The sequence below is a fragment of the Hydrogenophaga atypica genome (genome assembly GCF_042665215.1).
GTDB lineage: Bacteria > Pseudomonadota > Gammaproteobacteria > Burkholderiales > Burkholderiaceae_C > Hydrogenophaga > Hydrogenophaga defluvii_A.
In genome coordinates this window covers 38872-53675 of record NZ_JBHTCA010000024.1, presented here as the reverse complement: position 1 = coordinate 53675, position 14804 = coordinate 38872, and the positions used below count along the sequence as shown (strand labels likewise).

At 65.5% G+C, this 14804-nt stretch carries 13 protein-coding genes; 3 read left to right on the top strand and 10 right to left on the bottom strand.

Translation table 11 applies throughout. The features are described 5' to 3' along the window. The 5 genes from ACFQPB_RS19935 to ACFQPB_RS19915 all read right to left on the bottom strand — a co-directional run. A partial coding sequence (locus tag ACFQPB_RS19935) for a hypothetical protein (protein WP_382227084.1) occupies positions 1-1390 on the bottom strand: 1390 nt, incomplete at its 3' end. A gap of 555 nt (positions 1391-1945) precedes the next feature. Beyond that, a complete protein-coding gene (locus ACFQPB_RS19930) occupies positions 1946-2776 on the bottom strand; it encodes an SIR2 family NAD-dependent protein deacylase (RefSeq protein WP_382227081.1) in 831 nt (276 codons plus the stop codon). A 10-nt stretch (positions 2777-2786) separates the two neighbouring features. After that, entirely contained in the window at positions 2787-2993 is a 207-nt protein-coding gene (locus tag ACFQPB_RS19925) for a hypothetical protein (protein WP_382227078.1), read from the bottom strand. A gap of 136 nt (positions 2994-3129) precedes the next feature. Continuing rightward, positions 3130-3867, bottom strand: coding sequence for a hypothetical protein (locus ACFQPB_RS19920; RefSeq protein WP_382227075.1), 738 nt, complete (start codon positions 3865-3867; stop codon positions 3130-3132). A 30-nt stretch (positions 3868-3897) separates the two neighbouring features. Then, positions 3898-4263: a hypothetical protein gene (locus tag ACFQPB_RS19915; RefSeq protein ID WP_382227073.1), complete on the bottom strand. Its 366-nt coding sequence runs from the start codon at positions 4261-4263 to the stop codon at positions 3898-3900. Between the two features lie 577 nt (positions 4264-4840). On the opposite strand from ACFQPB_RS19915, the gene ACFQPB_RS19910 reads away from it, so the two are divergent. After that, positions 4841-7180 (top strand): putative bifunctional diguanylate cyclase/phosphodiesterase, encoded by a 2340-nt coding sequence (locus tag ACFQPB_RS19910; protein WP_382227071.1) that lies wholly within the window; start codon positions 4841-4843, stop codon positions 7178-7180. 7 nt (positions 7181-7187) lie between these two features. Here ACFQPB_RS19910 and ACFQPB_RS19905 read toward each other — a convergent pair whose 3' ends face one another. The 3 genes from ACFQPB_RS19905 to ACFQPB_RS19895 form a co-directional block, all read right to left on the bottom strand. Beyond that, positions 7188-8495, bottom strand: a complete 1308-nt coding sequence (locus ACFQPB_RS19905; RefSeq protein ID WP_382227068.1) for a type II toxin-antitoxin system HipA family toxin — start codon at positions 8493-8495, stop codon at positions 7188-7190. Continuing rightward, complete coding sequence (locus ACFQPB_RS19900) at positions 8492-8815, bottom strand: helix-turn-helix domain-containing protein (protein ID WP_382227065.1); 324 nt, start codon at positions 8813-8815, stop codon at positions 8492-8494. Before ACFQPB_RS19900 ends, ACFQPB_RS19905 begins: the two co-directional genes overlap by 4 nt. A 75-nt stretch (positions 8816-8890) precedes the next feature. Then, complete coding sequence (locus tag ACFQPB_RS19895; protein ID WP_382227062.1) at positions 8891-10414, bottom strand: aminotransferase-like domain-containing protein; 1524 nt, start codon at positions 10412-10414, stop codon at positions 8891-8893. 192 nt (positions 10415-10606) lie between these two features. On the opposite strand from ACFQPB_RS19895, the gene ACFQPB_RS19890 reads away from it, so the two are divergent. Together ACFQPB_RS19890 and ACFQPB_RS19885 are read left to right on the top strand one after the other, a co-directional pair. Further along, complete coding sequence (locus ACFQPB_RS19890; RefSeq protein ID WP_382227059.1) at positions 10607-10942, top strand: DUF2917 domain-containing protein; 336 nt, start codon at positions 10607-10609, stop codon at positions 10940-10942. A 180-nt stretch (positions 10943-11122) separates the two neighbouring features. After that, complete coding sequence (locus ACFQPB_RS19885; protein WP_382227056.1) at positions 11123-12211, top strand: HDOD domain-containing protein; 1089 nt, start codon at positions 11123-11125, stop codon at positions 12209-12211. Here ACFQPB_RS19885 and ACFQPB_RS19880 read toward each other — a convergent pair. Beyond that, on the bottom strand, positions 12201-13823 hold the full coding sequence (locus tag ACFQPB_RS19880) for a GDYXXLXY domain-containing protein (RefSeq protein WP_382227054.1): 1623 nt from the start codon (positions 13821-13823) through the stop codon (positions 12201-12203). The two genes, ACFQPB_RS19885 and ACFQPB_RS19880, sit on opposite strands and share 11 nt — an antisense overlap. Then, positions 13820-14797 (bottom strand): DUF2157 domain-containing protein, encoded by a 978-nt coding sequence (locus ACFQPB_RS19875; protein ID WP_382227051.1) that lies wholly within the window; start codon positions 14795-14797, stop codon positions 13820-13822. Before ACFQPB_RS19875 ends, ACFQPB_RS19880 begins: the two co-directional genes overlap by 4 nt. Positions 14798-14804: the final 7 nt, after the last annotated feature.

Genomic DNA, 14804 nt, shown 5'->3' with positions numbered 1-14804 from the left:
GTCTGTACGCCACAGGGGCCAGCCGCTGATCGGTCAGACTGTCTTCCATCGCTTGGATGGCAGGGCCGTGCCCTTTCTCAAAAAGTGACTCAAGCAGCAGCCACAACGGGTGCGTTTCCTCACCAGGCGGGGGCAACACCAAGACCAGACGCCGCCTGGCCGCCAGAACGGGGGTCTGCCATGCGCGCGCATCGCGAGCGAGCACGTCATCCAATGGGGGCAGTGCCACGCCTGCGCGGTGCAACTCGGCCAGCTCGGCCTGAGACCATGGATAGCCGGCCAGATCAGGTGGCGCCTGCAACTGCCACCAGACCACCTGCTCGGCTTCGTCGACGACGGCCCCTGGGTGCGTCACGGTTCGACAGGCGCCGACCTGGGCCACCAGCAGCGGATGGGTCGTCCCCTGCGCGGTGGCCTGGGCCAACAACGTCTGCAGAGGCTGAGCGGCAATGTGGGTTTCGCCTTGAAGTGCCAATGCCTTCAGTGCCCGCAACAGTGTCAGCGTCTGCGACAGTCCGCTGGTGAACGCGATCTGTTTGGCCGGATCGGTGTCTCGCAAACGCCCCTGAAAATACTGTGCCAGTGCATTCAGACGGTCGGTCACAGCAGCCAAAGGGGCCCCCTGCACTGGGTCATGGCGTTCTTGCTCGATCCACTGTCGAATTCGCTCGCGGACCTCCGCCCAGTCTTTGCCTGAAGCGGCGCAGGCCGTTTCGATGTCAGCCAAAGCACGGTCCCAAGCCGGCCCCTGACCGATGCCGGGGGAGCGAGCCACCATCTCGGCCAGCTTTGAGCGAGCCACCCAGGGCAAAGGACAGATGGGGTGAGTCAGAAACTGCAGAAGGCCGTACAGATCCAGCGGTTTCCACAACTGGCCCAGCACCAGCGGGAGCACTTGCAGCGCAGGACGAAAGCCGTTGGACTCTTTGAACCCCTGACGCGGCAGTTGAGCCGCGGCCATCACCTCATCGAGAACGCCGACCTGGGGGGCGCACAGCACCGTGTCGGTTGCCTTGTCAGCCAGGTGTTGAGCCAGACCTTGGGCGGCCAGCCAGCCCGTCTCAGCCTGCATCACCGAGACGCTGCCATCGTCGCGCCAGCGCAATTGGGCTGCCTGTGCCCCACCGTCTTGAGACAATAAGGCCCGCTGGATATCGCCCAGCAACGTGCCCTCTTGAGCTGCTGGACGCAAGGCGCCCTGCTCAGTAGGTTGCAGTTCGCACAGCACCTGCTGCCAAGCAGGAGGCCAGTGTGAGAGCGGTTCGCAAAGGGTGAGGCGTTCTATGCGAGGCCTGGTCACCGCCATCGCAGACTTCACCATGGCAAGCCGTTTGCCCACGCCAGCCGCCAGCTTGTGCGTGTCCTCCGTCGCGGCCAGCAAGGCTGCCATGTCTCTCATCCGCCTGGATGGAGATGCCGACAGAGCGATGCCAGCTTCAGTGCTCCAACCGTGCAAGTGCCACAGATCGCACCACGCCAGCAAGGTGGCTGCAGTGCCGAGTGCATCCACGGCGAAGCTGCGGTGATAGAAACGGTTGGGACCGTCCAGGCGAGCCAGGATTTCCCGAACCTGCAAAATTCGGTCCGATGTGCTGGGCTCCAACCGCAGCAGACCCAGCTGGGTTTCAAGGACATTGAGCAGACCGAGCGGCCCTGTCGTCAAACTGTCCAGCTCAGATTGAACTGCATCCCCTCGCTGCCCATCCAGGTGCAGTCCCAAGCGTATGTGCATTGTGTTGGCCTTGTGTGTTTGGTCAGCGCCCGTGGTCAATATCTGGATTGTCAGCGTGTTCAGCCAGGCAGCATCCGGTGCATCGAATCTCTGCCACTATTCTGGTGCCAACCAATCTTGCAACTCGTGGGCTTGCCCATCAGAAGGCATCGCACGAAAGCCCTCATGCTGGCGTGCGGGCCCATTGTCAAAGGAGTGCTTGGGGCATTCGGTCTAGGCTTCGATAATCGCCATTGCTTCAAAAAAGGCTTTTGCCGTCATGTCAACCTGAAGCGTGTTGGGCGATGCATGCAACGGTGAAGCGGGATTGACACGGATCATTTTCCACGCCTGCGCTAGCCGTGCTTTGGAATGGGATCGCACCGTTGAAATGGCATCGCCAGCGCCGATTTCCAGAACCAGTCCGTTCTTCGGGTGTTGTAGCCAGATGTCATGAGCCTGACGCTGCTCACGTTCCCGGTGATCAACCCATTTCAAGTCGTCGAACATCAAGACATTGGGACGGGCCAATGCGCCACAGCGCGGACAACGGGGCAGGCTGTTGGTGAGTCGGCTGGTGGCCAAGTCGACTTCTGGCACAAAGTCATCTGCGGGCCAAACCTGCTCGCCGCAGGGTTGGGTGCATTGCATGAAGTGCAGCGAGCCATGGCACTCGGTGATAGGCTGTGAACGGAAACCGGCTTTCTGAAATTGCCCATCGACGTTGCTGGTGTACACCGCACAGCCATGAGATTTGGCCTCACCCCATTGGCGCAACCGCGCGAATCCCCGGTGCGGCTGTGCTTGCCGGTACATCGCCAGCCGGTGTCCGTAGAAGCCCCATGCCAGTGCCGCGTCATGCTGAAAAGCCCATGGGCTGGCAATTTCCTGAAAGCTCAGTTGGGCACGGGCCAGTCCTGGGTAGTGGCGCCACAGACCTTCTGGCCCTCGAAAGTCGGGCAGACCTGAGTCCACCCCCATTCCCGCGCCAGCACAAATCAGCAGGGCATCGGCGTCACGGATCCATTGCCAAGCGACGGTCAAGGCACGCTGTCGATCGTCCATCTTGACCTCTTTAGCGGGCAGGCACGGTGCCAGTCTGACGGCCTCTCTCGTCGTAGGTGTAGATCGCGCTCCCACGACGCACGTTTACCGAAGCTGAGGTGTAGCCCTTCAGACCATCGTCTGGGCCATGACCTGCCGGGACCGTGAAAATCTGCCGCCCTTTTTCGCCGTAGACGTAGATCACTTGTCCTCGTTGAACCGCGTTGACAATGGCCATTGCTGAAACTCCTTTGAAGAAACAAGAGATGAAGCGCCGGAAACGGCATGAACGTCGACATGTGGTGCATCCTCATGCCACGTCAGAAAATGAAGGCAATACAAGGCGGGCAACCCGCCGCTCGCCTGTACCCTCTTCACGCTGGCGTGTGCATGAGAACTTGCGATTCCACTGGTGTTGCGATGCTGTGGGATACCTGCTGCTTGAACGCTTCAAAGCTGGTTCGCATTTCCACAGGCACTCGTCGCATGATCTTCTCGAAGAAGAGTTGGTGCAGAAACGGCATGTCGTCAGGGGCAAAAGGCACAGAGCGTTCCGCGAGAAATGTCACGCAGATATCGTCATCCTCATCCTCATCCTCATCCTCATCCGCGTCGAAGTCCCCTCCCGGCTTGGTGCTGTCAGCGAGCTGAAGTAGTGGCTGTGCACGTAGGTCGAAGTAGCCCATGTCGTTCCAGTCCTGCGAAAGCTGCTCCGGGAAGGCTTGCAAGAAGCTTGAATAGGTGCAGCGACTTGCACGTGGTATCGGCAACATGAAGCGATCGAACAACGCGCGGTGTAGCTCAGGCAGGCTCTCGGAGTCCATCGCATTGGTTGTCCGCTGCATTTCGGCTTCGAGGGCTGAGGTCAAGGTGTCCAGGTTCACCACCCGCCTGGCTTCGAGCAGGCAACCTTCCCAAAAGTCGCTGTCGAAGACTTGGCACACGGCTTGGCGCAAGGGCAAGCCCATCGCGTGCAACTCCACAATCTTGATGGCGGATGACTCATAGTAGTCCTCCATATCCAGGATGGCATGGCAATAGCTGTTGATGGGATCGAGGTCGTGGAGCAGCACGGCAAATCGATGCTTCAATCCATTTGTTATGTCGTTCATTTTGTATTTTTTTGTGCAAGCAAAATCGTTTCAGTACGGGCTCCAACACACACCAGGTCCTATCTCACCGTTACTCCAAAGCAGCACAGTCTCCTGAACGCCGCCCCTGGTCAATGGGGTCTGGAATTCCACCCGGCCCATTTCCTGAGAGTGAATCTCGAGGTCCACGCCCAGATCGAAATCCAGGTCGTGGAAATCGTCGTACTCCTCCACTTTCACAGCAACCCCCGACGGTACATCGCTGTAGACAACACCTCGGGCAGGTTGATCCAGCGGCGCCACACTCTCTTCGTATCCAATCCGAAGCCAACCAATGGGCGAAGCGCTGACGCGTTCGAGAACCTCTTCCGACTCGTTGACCAAATACAGTTCACCCGCCCGGCGGGCGAGCCACAACCGGGGCGTTCTTGTTTCAGCCTTCCTCGGAGGTATTGGTCCAAATGGGCTTTTGCGCCTCTCAGGTGCAACCCACTGGAACGCACTGGTCAACCTCTTTGGTTCAAACATCCTGAATGGATCCGATCAAAAATTGGCCGTCTTGAGGTTTGGACGTGTTTACGTCGGCACCTCGTACCGTGTGAGAGCTAGTTTATTGCAGTAGGTATTTAAATTCTCCGTCTCCCTGCTCATCAAGCTGCAGCACAGTGAACAGACTTGGTGGTGTCCGACGTCAGCTCGCATCCCAAAAATCCTCTCCTTAGCCACAAGAGGCGTTCCGATCCGAGGCTTATTCGGGAGTCTGAAAATAAAGAAGATGATGACCAGAACGACCATTTATCATGGTCGCGCACCGTGTGCGGGCAACTCGAGCGAATCCACCCTCAAATGGTTTGTTGAATGTCAAATCCGTGGCACATTGAGGGCGCTTGGTGCCGTTGTGGTGCCTTTCAGGCTTGCTTATGGTGAATTCATGACCCCGCCGCGTGTTGTATCCGTTCACCCCTTGCCCACTCCCTGACCCCGCCGAGGCGCTGTGGTTGTTACCGCTTTGCTGCAAAACGTGGCCACCAACGCGGGTGTGTTGGTGGCCTTGGTGCTGGTTTACGCGGCGCTGAGCTGGCCGTTTGAGGAGGCCGACCGGCAGGAGCGGGCGCGGCGCATCAACCGGCGGCGCCTGGTGTGTGGGCTGTTGTTTGGCTTGGGCGCCATCCTCACCATGAACTTGCCGGTGACGGTGGTGCAGGGCGTGATCGTGGATGGCAAGACGGTCATCCTTTCGCTGGCGGGGGCCTACCTGCACCCGCTGGGCGCGGGCATCGCGTTGCTGGTGGCGGGTTCGTACCGCTGGCATTTGGGCGGCGCTGGCGTGGTGCCGGGCGTGGCCATTCTGGTGGGGGTCACGCTGTTGGGGCTTGTGTGGGGCGCGCAGCGCAAGCGTTTGTTGCGCGCGTTGGGTGGGCCGGGCTCGGTCTATGCCGGCACCTTGTGGTTGTTCAGCTTGGGTGTGGCGTGTTCGGCCTTGGCCGTGGTGTTGGTGTTGCTGCTGCCCGCTGCCATACGGCTGGAGGTGCTGCAACGCGTTGTTTTGCCGGTGATGTTGATTTTTCCGCCGGCCACGCTGGCCTTTGGCTGGATGTTTGAGGGTGTGCTGGCCTACCACGCGCGCGGGCGGGCCATCAACGCCATGTTGCGCGAGCAGGCGCGTGCGGCCGAGGTGTTTTTGCACGCGCGCGATGGCATCGTCATCCTCGACGAAGACGAGACCTTTCTCGACGCGAACCCCGCCTTTTGTGCCATGACCGGTTTTGCGCGCGAAGAATTGCTGGGCCGTTCGCTGGACGTGACCCGGCCCACCCATTTCGACCCAGCGCTCAAGCGCGAGGTGCAGCGCGCCATCGAGACCAAGGGTCACTTCGAGGGCAACATCTCGCGCCAACGCAAGAACGGCGAGGTGTTTCCCTGCACCGTCAAGATGAATGTGCAGCGGCACGCTGACGGGCGTTTCAAGCAGTGTGTGGTCATCTGCACCGACCAGTCGGAGGCCAAACGCTACGAGGAAGAACTCAAACGCGTGGCGCATTACGACCCCCTCACCGGGCTGCCCAACCGCAGCCAGGTGCTGCGCGAACTGCAGGCCGCCATGGCGCGCGAGCCCGGCGGTGTGGTGGCGGTGGTGTATGCCGATCTGGACGACTTCTCTCAGCTCAACGAGCAGTGGGGCAAGGCGGTGGGCGACCAGCTCATTTGTGAGCTGGGCCAACACCTCAAGGCCGGCCTGCTGCCGCACGACACCTTTGGCCGCGTGGGCGGCGACGAGTTTGTGTTTGTGTTGCCCAGGCCCGGCGACGCCCCCGACGTGCTGCGCGACATCGACCAACTGGCCAACCGCCTGCGCCAGCCGGTGCAGGCCCTGGGCCACACGGCGCAGCTCACCGCCAGCATGGGCGTGACGTTTTACCCGCAGGACAGCACCGACGCCGACACCCTGCTGCGCCACGCCGACCTGGCCATGTACAGCGCCAAAGACCTGGGCAAGAACCAGGTGCAGGTGTTCGACCCCAGCCGCGACGCCCGCGTGCAGCAGCGCCGCGCCACGTTGCTGCGCATCGAACAGGCCATGAAGGTGGGCGAGTTGGAGCTGTTCTTCCAGCCCAAGATGCGCCTGTCCAATGGCAGCCTGTTTGGTGCCGAGGCCTTGCTGCGCTGGCGCCACCCCGAGCGCGGTTTGCTGGCGCCCGGCGCGTTTCTCGACGAGATCACCGGCACGCCGTTTTCAGAGGTGCTGGACCGCTGGGTGGCCGAGTGCGCGCTGCGGCACGTGGCGCAGTGGCGCGAGGGTGGGCAGGTGGTGGCGGTCAGCGTCAACATGGCGGTGCCCACGCTCACCGCGCCCGGGTTCATCGAGTTCATGGAAAAGCTGCTGTTGCAGTTTCCCCAGCTGCCCATCTACACGCTGGAAATCGAAATCCTCGAATACGAAACCATGAACGACCTGGCGCTCGTGGCCCAGACCATCGAGCGCTTGTTCACGCTGGGCGTGCGCGTGTCCATCGACGACTTTGGCACCGGCTACTCGTCGTTGAGCTACCTGCAGCGGCTGCCCGCGCAGTTCCTCAAGATCGACCAGTCCTTCGTGCGCGACATGCTCAGCAGCGACACCGACCGCGCGCTGGTGCAGGCCGTCATTGGCCTGGCCCAGGCCTTTGGCCGCGAGGTGGTGGCCGAGGGCGTGGAAACCCACGAACACGCCGCTGTGCTGGGCGCCATGGGCTGCGACATCGTGCAGGGCTACGGCATCGCCCGCCCCATGCCGGCGGCCGATTTGCCGGCCTGGGTGAGTGGCTACCGGCTGCCTGCGTTGGTGTCTGCCTGATAGCGGCTCAGCTTGCCTGCGCCAGCCACTCCGCATACGCGAAGGAAGGGCGAACGTCGCCCACAAGGCGCTCCAAACGTGTGGCGTCTTCGATGGCGGGGCTGACTGCCGCGCGCAACATCGGCGCCCAATCCTCTGCGACTTGCCGCGCGGTGTTCATCAGCCATTGGATGGCGTCGTCACGCTCCAGCCCCATCCACTGCGCGGCGTCGGCAAGCCGCGCCACGCTGGTGCCCGAGCGGCCATCGGTGCCGGTCGCCAGCGACAACGGGGGGCCGTCCTCGATGTGTGCTGGCAAGCCCACCACATGGGGTGTGATGTCAAAGGCCGGTGACAGGCCCCAGGCCATGCGGTCGCTGCCTTCGGCCACCCGGTCAAAGAGCAGGCCGGTGTTCAGCGCGTGGTCGTCGGTGTTGCCCACCAAGGCGTTGAAGGCCATGCGTTTCCACAGCTCGACCAGTTGCCGGCCCAGGCGCTCGCGGTGGTCGTCCGCGCCGTCCCGGGTCCAGATGCGCAGCCGGTCTGCCAAAGCGAGGTAGGAACGCGCGGGGTCGCCCTTGGCGGCATCCAGGCGCAGGCGCAGCACCGTGTGCGCGCTGGCATACAGCTTTCGCGTGGGCTTGTAGGGGTCGCCGGCCCGGTCGAAGCGCTGCACCATCAGCACCTGGTGGGCGCCGAAGGTGTGCAGTTTGACCGGCGCCACGTGCAGCCCCGCCAACTCGGCCAGGCGCATGGTGACGAACTCGCGTACGGGCATGGCCTGTCGGTCGCCTCGGGCCTGCATCTTCACCAGCCACAGGCGCCCTTCGTGCACCAGCGTGGCCTTGGGGCGTTCACCTCCGGCGCTGGTGTCCAGGTCGTCGTTGAGGCGGCGCAAGGCCCGGCTGGCCGGTTCGTGCGTTTCGAGGTACTGGGTGAGCTGTTGCAGGTCTGCCAAGCCCTTGGGGCGCCATTGCAGTTTGCGCTCCATGTCGTTGCAAGCTTCGATCGCGCCCACGCCGTCGGGCACGCCCAGCTCCAGCAGTTGCAGCGCGTCCAGGTGGTCGCCGTGGATGGCCTTGAGGCGGTCTTCACCGTAACCCGCTGGCTTCGCGTCCCGAACGACGCCGGGCAAGCCGTCCGCGCCCAACACCGCCGTGCCCCTGGACGAGCGCGAGATCCGCAGCTCCACCGGGTCAAGTGCCAGCGCACCGTCGGTTCTTGCGTAGTCGGGGCGGTAGATGAAGCGGGCACCGTTGCCGTTCACCAGTTCGCCGGCCCGGGTGGGTTCGTCCCGGCCGGGGAGCCAGACCCAGATCGGCGTGACCACCGTCATGGCGGGCCCAGCTTGCGTTCGGCGTAGGCCAACGTCTCGGGGTCGTCGCGCGGGTTGAGCAGTGTCTCTGCCTGGCTCAGCAGGCCCAGGGCCAACAGCACCTTGAGGAAATTGCCCAGGGCAATGCCGTCCGCGCCGTCTTCCAGGGACCGGACGGTGGACGTCGAGACGTCGGCCAGGTGCCCCAGTTCTTCTTGCGTCAGGCCGCGCAGTTTTCTGGCCAGGGTGACCCGTGTGCCCAGGCGCTCCAAGGCGCTGCCCACCAGCACGGGAACGGGGCGCGCCTTTTTGTTGGGTGGGGGCGAGGCGAGACGAATCATGCAAAAATTCTAAGTGTTTTCGTTTTTAAGACAACGATTTTCATCAAAATTTCAGTTTGATATCAACAATTTGCCCTAGGCGGCCATGGGGTGTGATGTGTCGGCACTCGCCACCACCCGGCACGCCATCTGTCCCACCACGGCCAGCGCCTCCTGTGTGGGCACATCCCACGCCCCCGAAAAACTCAGGCGCAGGCAGTTGCGGTAGCGGTCGGTGGCGGTGAACAGGGGGCCGGGGCCGAAGGTGATGCCTTGGGCGGCGCACAGACGGAACAGGGCCATGCAGTCGGTGCCTTCGGGCAGTTCCACCCACAGCGCGTAGCCGGCGGGCGGGTTGCTCACGCGGGTGCCACGCGGGAAGTGCTCGGTCACGATGTGCCGCGCCTCTTTCAGGCGGTGGCGGGTGGCCAGGTTGATGCGGCGCAGGTTGGCTTCGTAAAAGCCCTGGGTGAGCAGGTCGGCCAACGCTTCTTCGAGAATGACGTTGGTGGCCGCGCCTTGCAGGCGCTTGCGGTTGGCCACGGTGTCGCGCCAGCGGCCGGCCTCCACCCAACCCAGGCGCAGGCCGGGCGACAGCGTCTTGGCGAACGAGCCGCACACCATCACGAAGCCGTCGGTATCAAAGGCCTTGGCCGCCTTGCGGCGTTCGTCGCTGGCCAGCAGGTCGTTGAAGACCACATCCTCGATCAGCGGCAGGCCGCGCGCCGTCAGCAGCCGCACCAGGGCCTGCTTGTTTGCCAATGGCATGACAGAGCCCAGCGGGTTAGACAGCGTGGGCGCCAGCAGCACGGCCTTCACCGGCTGGGTGTCCAGCGCCAGTTCCAGCGCGGGCAAGGAGATGCCGTTGCGCGGGTGGGTGGGGATTTCCAGCGCCCGCAGGCCCAGGGCTTCGAGCAAATCGATGTAGCCGAAGTAAGTGGGCGATTCCAGCGCCACCACGTCGCCCGGCTGCGTCACGGCCTGCAGGCACAGGCTCACCGCCTGGGTGCAACTGGCGGTGGTGATGATGTGCTCGGCCGCCAGCGTGCAGCCCATGTGCAGGGCGCGCCGGGCCACGGCCTGGCGCAGGGCGGGGGTGCCCATGTCGGCGTTGTTGTAGCGGGTGAGGCTCTGGCGGTGCAGGCGCGATGCGCGGCCCATGGCGATGCGCAGGCGTTCCTCATCGAACAGGTCGCTCTCCTGCGGCAGGTAGCCATCGAAGCAGGCGCGGTCGCCCGGCTGCTCCAGCGTGGCGAAGGATTCGGAGCGGCGCTGCGCCTCCAGCGTGAAGCTTCGCAGCGGCGGCGTGGTGGTCACCAGCGTGCTGGTGGCGCGCCGCCCGCGCCGCACAAAGTAGCCGGCCTTGGGCTTGGCTTGCACCAGCCCTTGTTCTTCCAACTGGCGCAGTGCCTGGTTCACCGTGGAGATGGACACGCCCTCGTTGGCCGCCAGCTCGCGTATCGACGGCAGGCGCGAGCCGGCCTTGAGCGCGCCACTGTCGATCAGCCGGGCCAGGCGTTGCGCGAGCTGGGCGTACAGGCGTGGTGACGGGCCCTTGAAGGGTGTGTCGGGCAGCGGCTGTTCGGTGGCGATGAGATCGGGCGAGGGCGGGGCGGCCATGGTGTGAACATCGTAGCGCGCCGGGTCAAGGGGTCAGGTGGTTTTGTGGCGGCCAAGCGGCACAGACAGGCCCCAACCGGTGCAGCACAGATGGGGGCTGTGTGCCGGTGCGGTGGCACAGAAAGCCGGCCGTTGTGTCTGTTGCAAAAAGGGCGGCCGCGCGACAGTGGACTCCCATCACAGGAGCCCACCATGACCACCGCCACCGCCCCGTCGTTCCTCTCCAGCCTGCTGGCCTTGCTGCCCCGCCGGGCGCTGGCCGCGCGCACCACGCCGCACAGCGACATCGCCCCCACACGCCTGCTCCCCGGCCAGGCACGCACCCTGCATGCAGGCCAGGGCATGCGCCTGCAGGTGCTCGGCGGCCGTCTCTGGCTGACGCAGCCCGGCGCCAGCCAGGACGTGTTCCTCACCGCCGGCGATGCGCTGGAGCTGACCCAAGACTGGGTGGTGATCGAAGCCGACGCCATGCCCGACGCACCCCGGCAGTTGGCGCATGCCGAGTACCTGTTGCGGTCGTTGGGGTGATGGCGCCAAGGCTTGATGGAATGGCTCGAATGTTTCGGCAAAGGCGAGCCGACGGCTGGAGGTGGCCGCCCGGCAACGAAGCGGGTGGCTGCTTTCAATGTGTTAACGTTTGTTAACCACCCCGTTGCCGCGCCGCGTTCGAGCCAGCCATGGGGTCAACGCCTAGTCCATCACCTTCGCATGACCGCACTCTGGATTGCTCTGGCACTGGCCGCTGCCGCGTTTGTCGCCTGGCAGCTTTTGGCCCGAAACCGCAAACCCCCCGACGCCGAACCCCAAACCGCCTCGGCCCCACCCCCTGGCCCCAAACCCATCGTTTTGCCCACGGCGTGGGTCATCCCTGACGTGCTGGTGCAATTCCGGCGGGTGGAGGGCTTTGAGCTGCCGCCCGATCGGGTGGCCGCCTTGCGCGAGCGTTTGCTGGCTTTGCCTCGCCCTGCGGCGGCCGCGTTCAAGCTGCTGTCGGGCGATTTCATGGACAGCGCGAGTGCCGACGCGTTGGCACAGGAAATCCTGAGCGAGCCCCACCTGGCCGCCCAGGTGCTGGCCACGGTGAACTCGCCTTTTTACGGTTTGGCGCGCCCCGTGGCCAGCGTGCAGGACGCCATCACCTACCTGGGCCGCGACACGGTGCGCTCGGTGGCCGTGCGTTGCCTCATTGAGCCCGCGCTGGCACCGGCCGACGCCCGCCTCAGCGCGCTTTACGACAACCACGCGCGCGCCAGCCGCCTGGCGGCGCAGCTCTGCCAGATGCTGGCGCGCCGTGTGGGCTTGCCCGACAGCGGCGCCATGGTGACGGCAGCGGTGTTGTCCTATGTGGGCCACATGGCCATGTTGGCCATGCGCACGCCCGAAGCGTCGCTGCAGGATGCCGGGAAGGATTTCCTGCAGCGCAGCCAGCACGAGCAGGACGATGTCGGTATTGCGGCGGGCGAGTTGGGCTGTCTGTTGTTGGAAGCGTGGAACATGCCGGTGGCCATCGTCGAAGACGTGCGCCAGATCGACCTGGTGGTGACCACGCCACCTAAGCAGCTCTCGGCCCAAAAGGCCACGCGCTACGCGTTGACCTACTACTGCGTGCGGGTGGCCGACAAGCTGGCCGGTGGAACCTGGGCCGACCTGGAGGCCGCGGTGCCGGAGCGGCTGGTGGGGCCCGAGTTCTTCCATGCCCAGACACATTTCATGTCGGACCCCAAGCTGGCCCAACTGGCGGTTGAAATGCGCACCCCGCAGTTGGTGGACGAGGTGCAGCGCATGCTCAGGGCTTGATCGCGCCGAGCTTGTCGTCGGCCAGGCCCACCAGCAGCGCCCGGCCATCGGCGTCCACGCGGAATTCCCCGAACCGCGCCACTTGCCAGCGCGCCGCCTCGCCTTCGCGGAAGAACCACGCGTCGGTCACCAGCGTCCATTGCCCGTTTTTGGGCGTGAGTTCGATGCGCAGCTCGTCGGTGCCCAGGGTCTCGCCGGGCTGGTGCAGGCGCACCAAGGTGGCCACGCCGCGCGCGTCCAGGCGTGCCACCACGTGGGGGCGCTGGCCGCTCAGCAGTCCGGTGTCGTTGCGGCTCGCGCCACCGGGCACGGCGAAGTTCAGGCGCATGTAGTCGCCCTGCATCAGCGAGCGCGGGTCCACTGGCGCCAGCGGCACGTAGACGGGGCGGCCCCGGGCGATCAGGCCTTCCTTTTCGCGGATGGCGCCTTGGGCCACCACCACGGTGGCCAGCACGGTGAGGGCGACGGCGGCCATCGCGGGCAGCGAGCGCGGGGTGCGTTCAACGGCTTTGGTGGGCGTGCCGTCCCGCAGCCTCCACCAGGCCAGTGCACCGAGGGCGGCGCCGCAGGCCACCAGCACCACGGCCTTCTGTGCCAAGGGCCAGGCCAGCGCGTAGTAAAAGCTGCCGAGCATCCACACCGCAGCCAGGCCAGCAGCGCCGGCGAGCTGCCAGCGCCGCGTGCCCAGCAGCAGGGCCAGGGCCAGCAGGGCAGCGCCCAGCGTGGGAATGAAAAAGGCCAGCGCCGCCAGGCACAGAGCGGCCAGCTGGCCGCTCCACGGACTGTGTGTGCCCAAGTTGGGCCAGGCGCGCGTCAGCACGGCGGCGCCGGCCATGGCCAGCGTCGCCGACACACTGTGTTGCAGCCAGGCCATGGCGGTGGCGGGCAGGCTGCCGGCCAGGCCCATGGCCACGGCACCCACCAGACCGCCGCCCAGCGCGCCGGGCACCAAAAAGGCCAGGCCTGAGTGCGCGGCCAGGCCCACCAGCGTGGCCAGCAGCCAGCCGGCGCCCGTGCTTTCCAGCAGTGTCGCGCCCCGGTTTAAGCGCCGCTGGATGGCCAGCGTGAGCAGCCACAGGCCTGTGAGGGCGTGCAGCACCGCCCACCAGGCAGACAGGTTGGGCGCGCGCCAGAAGCGACCTGGCCACAGTGCCAGGGCCGCGCATGCGGCCGCCGCGGCGCCCGCCAGCACGCGCAGCCAGGGTCTGTCGATCCACATCGCAATGCCCAGGGCCAGCAGCGCCAGCGCGGCAAAGGCGGCCTGGTCGGGGAGGTCGCGGGTGAGGCCGTAGGCCAGGGTGCCGGCACCCGCGAGCAGGGCAGGCACAGCCAGTTGCTCCACGAAGATGGGCACCTCGGGCCGCCGCAGCACGATGACCGAACCGGCCAGCAGCAGCAGGCCCACCAGGTGGGTGCCCAGCCCACGCGCGGCCAGGTCGCCCAGCAGCAGGCCGATGACCGACATCAGCGGCACGGCGGCCAGCCAGGCCCCCAGTGCGGTGAGCAGCACCACCGGCCAGGGCCGGCTTTCGATGGAGGGGATGGTGGCGTTGGGTGGCAACAAGCCTTCGGCCTGGGCGTTGCGCAGCACGGCATCGAGCGGGTGTGTCATGCGGCGTCCTCCTGAACCCCGTGTTCGCGCACGAGCCGGAGAATCCATTTGACCGACAGCGCCAGCAGCGCGGCCGAGACCAGACCGATGAGCATGAGCCGGCCAATCGGGTCACGCCCACCGTGTTCAAACAGCACCCGCACCAGGCCGCCCACCACCAGCGCATTGAGGCCCATCGCGGCCGCGCTGAGACCAAACACCTCGAAGTGCGCGGGCCGACTCAGCCAGGCACCGGCCAGCGCCAGCAGCACCAGGCCCAGCGGGTAGTGTGGGGCAATGTCCTTGGGGAACAGGCCGCCGATGGCGGTGAGGGTGATGGCCACGGTAGCAAGCGTGAGTGCGGTGCGGCGCGCCCAGGGGCCGGCGCCGGTCCAGCGCGCCCAGGCGGGTGAAAACAGCAGGCACAACACACCCAGACCTGCCCAACCCAGGGCGTGCACCCGCAGGTCGTCGGGCAACACGCGCCACTGGTGGCCGGTGTGGGTCTGCACCCACAGCGACACGCCTGTGGCAGCCACCAGCGCCCAGGGCGCCCACACCGCATCGTGCCGAACGCCGAAGGCCAGCGGCAGGGTCAGGGCGGCCCACAGGGCGAAGAGTTGCCAGGCATCGGCACCGGTCTGGTAGGTCTGGCCGAAGTAGGCAAACAGCGCGCCCACGGCCAGCAGGGTGAGCAGACCCAGCGGCGCTCGCAAGGCGGGGCGCAGGCAGGCGCCCAGGCCCATGGCCACCACCACACCCTGCAGCAGCCAGAAGCGGCCGGCGCGGCCCAGGTCGTCCCAGTTGGCGGCCACCCATATCACCAAGCCCAGGCCCACCAGCCCGGCGGCCAGCAGGGCCACGGCCCGCCACAGACTGCGCGCGGCGCCGGGGGGTTCACCGGCTAGGCCGGCCAGGGTCATCAGCCGTGTGCGGGCGTCGGCATCCAGCCCATGCGCCTGGGCCAGTTGGAGGAGGGCGAGGCGCTGGGTCATGACGGGG

Coding starts and splice junctions, on each gene's coding strand:
- ACFQPB_RS19930 (WP_382227081.1), bottom strand. CDS start 2,776: ATGGACGATCGACAGCGTGCCTTGACCGTCGCTTGGCAATGGATCCGT.
- ACFQPB_RS19925 (WP_382227078.1), bottom strand. CDS start 2,993: ATGGCCATTGTCAACGCGGTTCAACGAGGACAAGTGATCTACGTCTAC.
- ACFQPB_RS19920 (WP_382227075.1), bottom strand. CDS start 3,867: ATGAACGACATAACAAATGGATTGAAGCATCGATTTGCCGTGCTGCTC.
- ACFQPB_RS19905 (WP_382227068.1), bottom strand. CDS start 8,495: ATGACGGTGGTCACGCCGATCTGGGTCTGGCTCCCCGGCCGGGACGAA.
- ACFQPB_RS19900 (WP_382227065.1), bottom strand. CDS start 8,815: ATGATTCGTCTCGCCTCGCCCCCACCCAACAAAAAGGCGCGCCCCGTT.
- ACFQPB_RS19895 (WP_382227062.1), bottom strand. CDS start 10,414: ATGGCCGCCCCGCCCTCGCCCGATCTCATCGCCACCGAACAGCCGCTG.
- ACFQPB_RS19890 (WP_382227059.1), top strand. CDS start 10,607: ATGACCACCGCCACCGCCCCGTCGTTCCTCTCCAGCCTGCTGGCCTTG.
- ACFQPB_RS19885 (WP_382227056.1), top strand. CDS start 11,123: ATGACCGCACTCTGGATTGCTCTGGCACTGGCCGCTGCCGCGTTTGTC.
- ACFQPB_RS19880 (WP_382227054.1), bottom strand. CDS start 13,823: ATGACACACCCGCTCGATGCCGTGCTGCGCAACGCCCAGGCCGAAGGC.
- ACFQPB_RS19875 (WP_382227051.1), bottom strand. CDS start 14,797: ATGACCCAGCGCCTCGCCCTCCTCCAACTGGCCCAGGCGCATGGGCTG.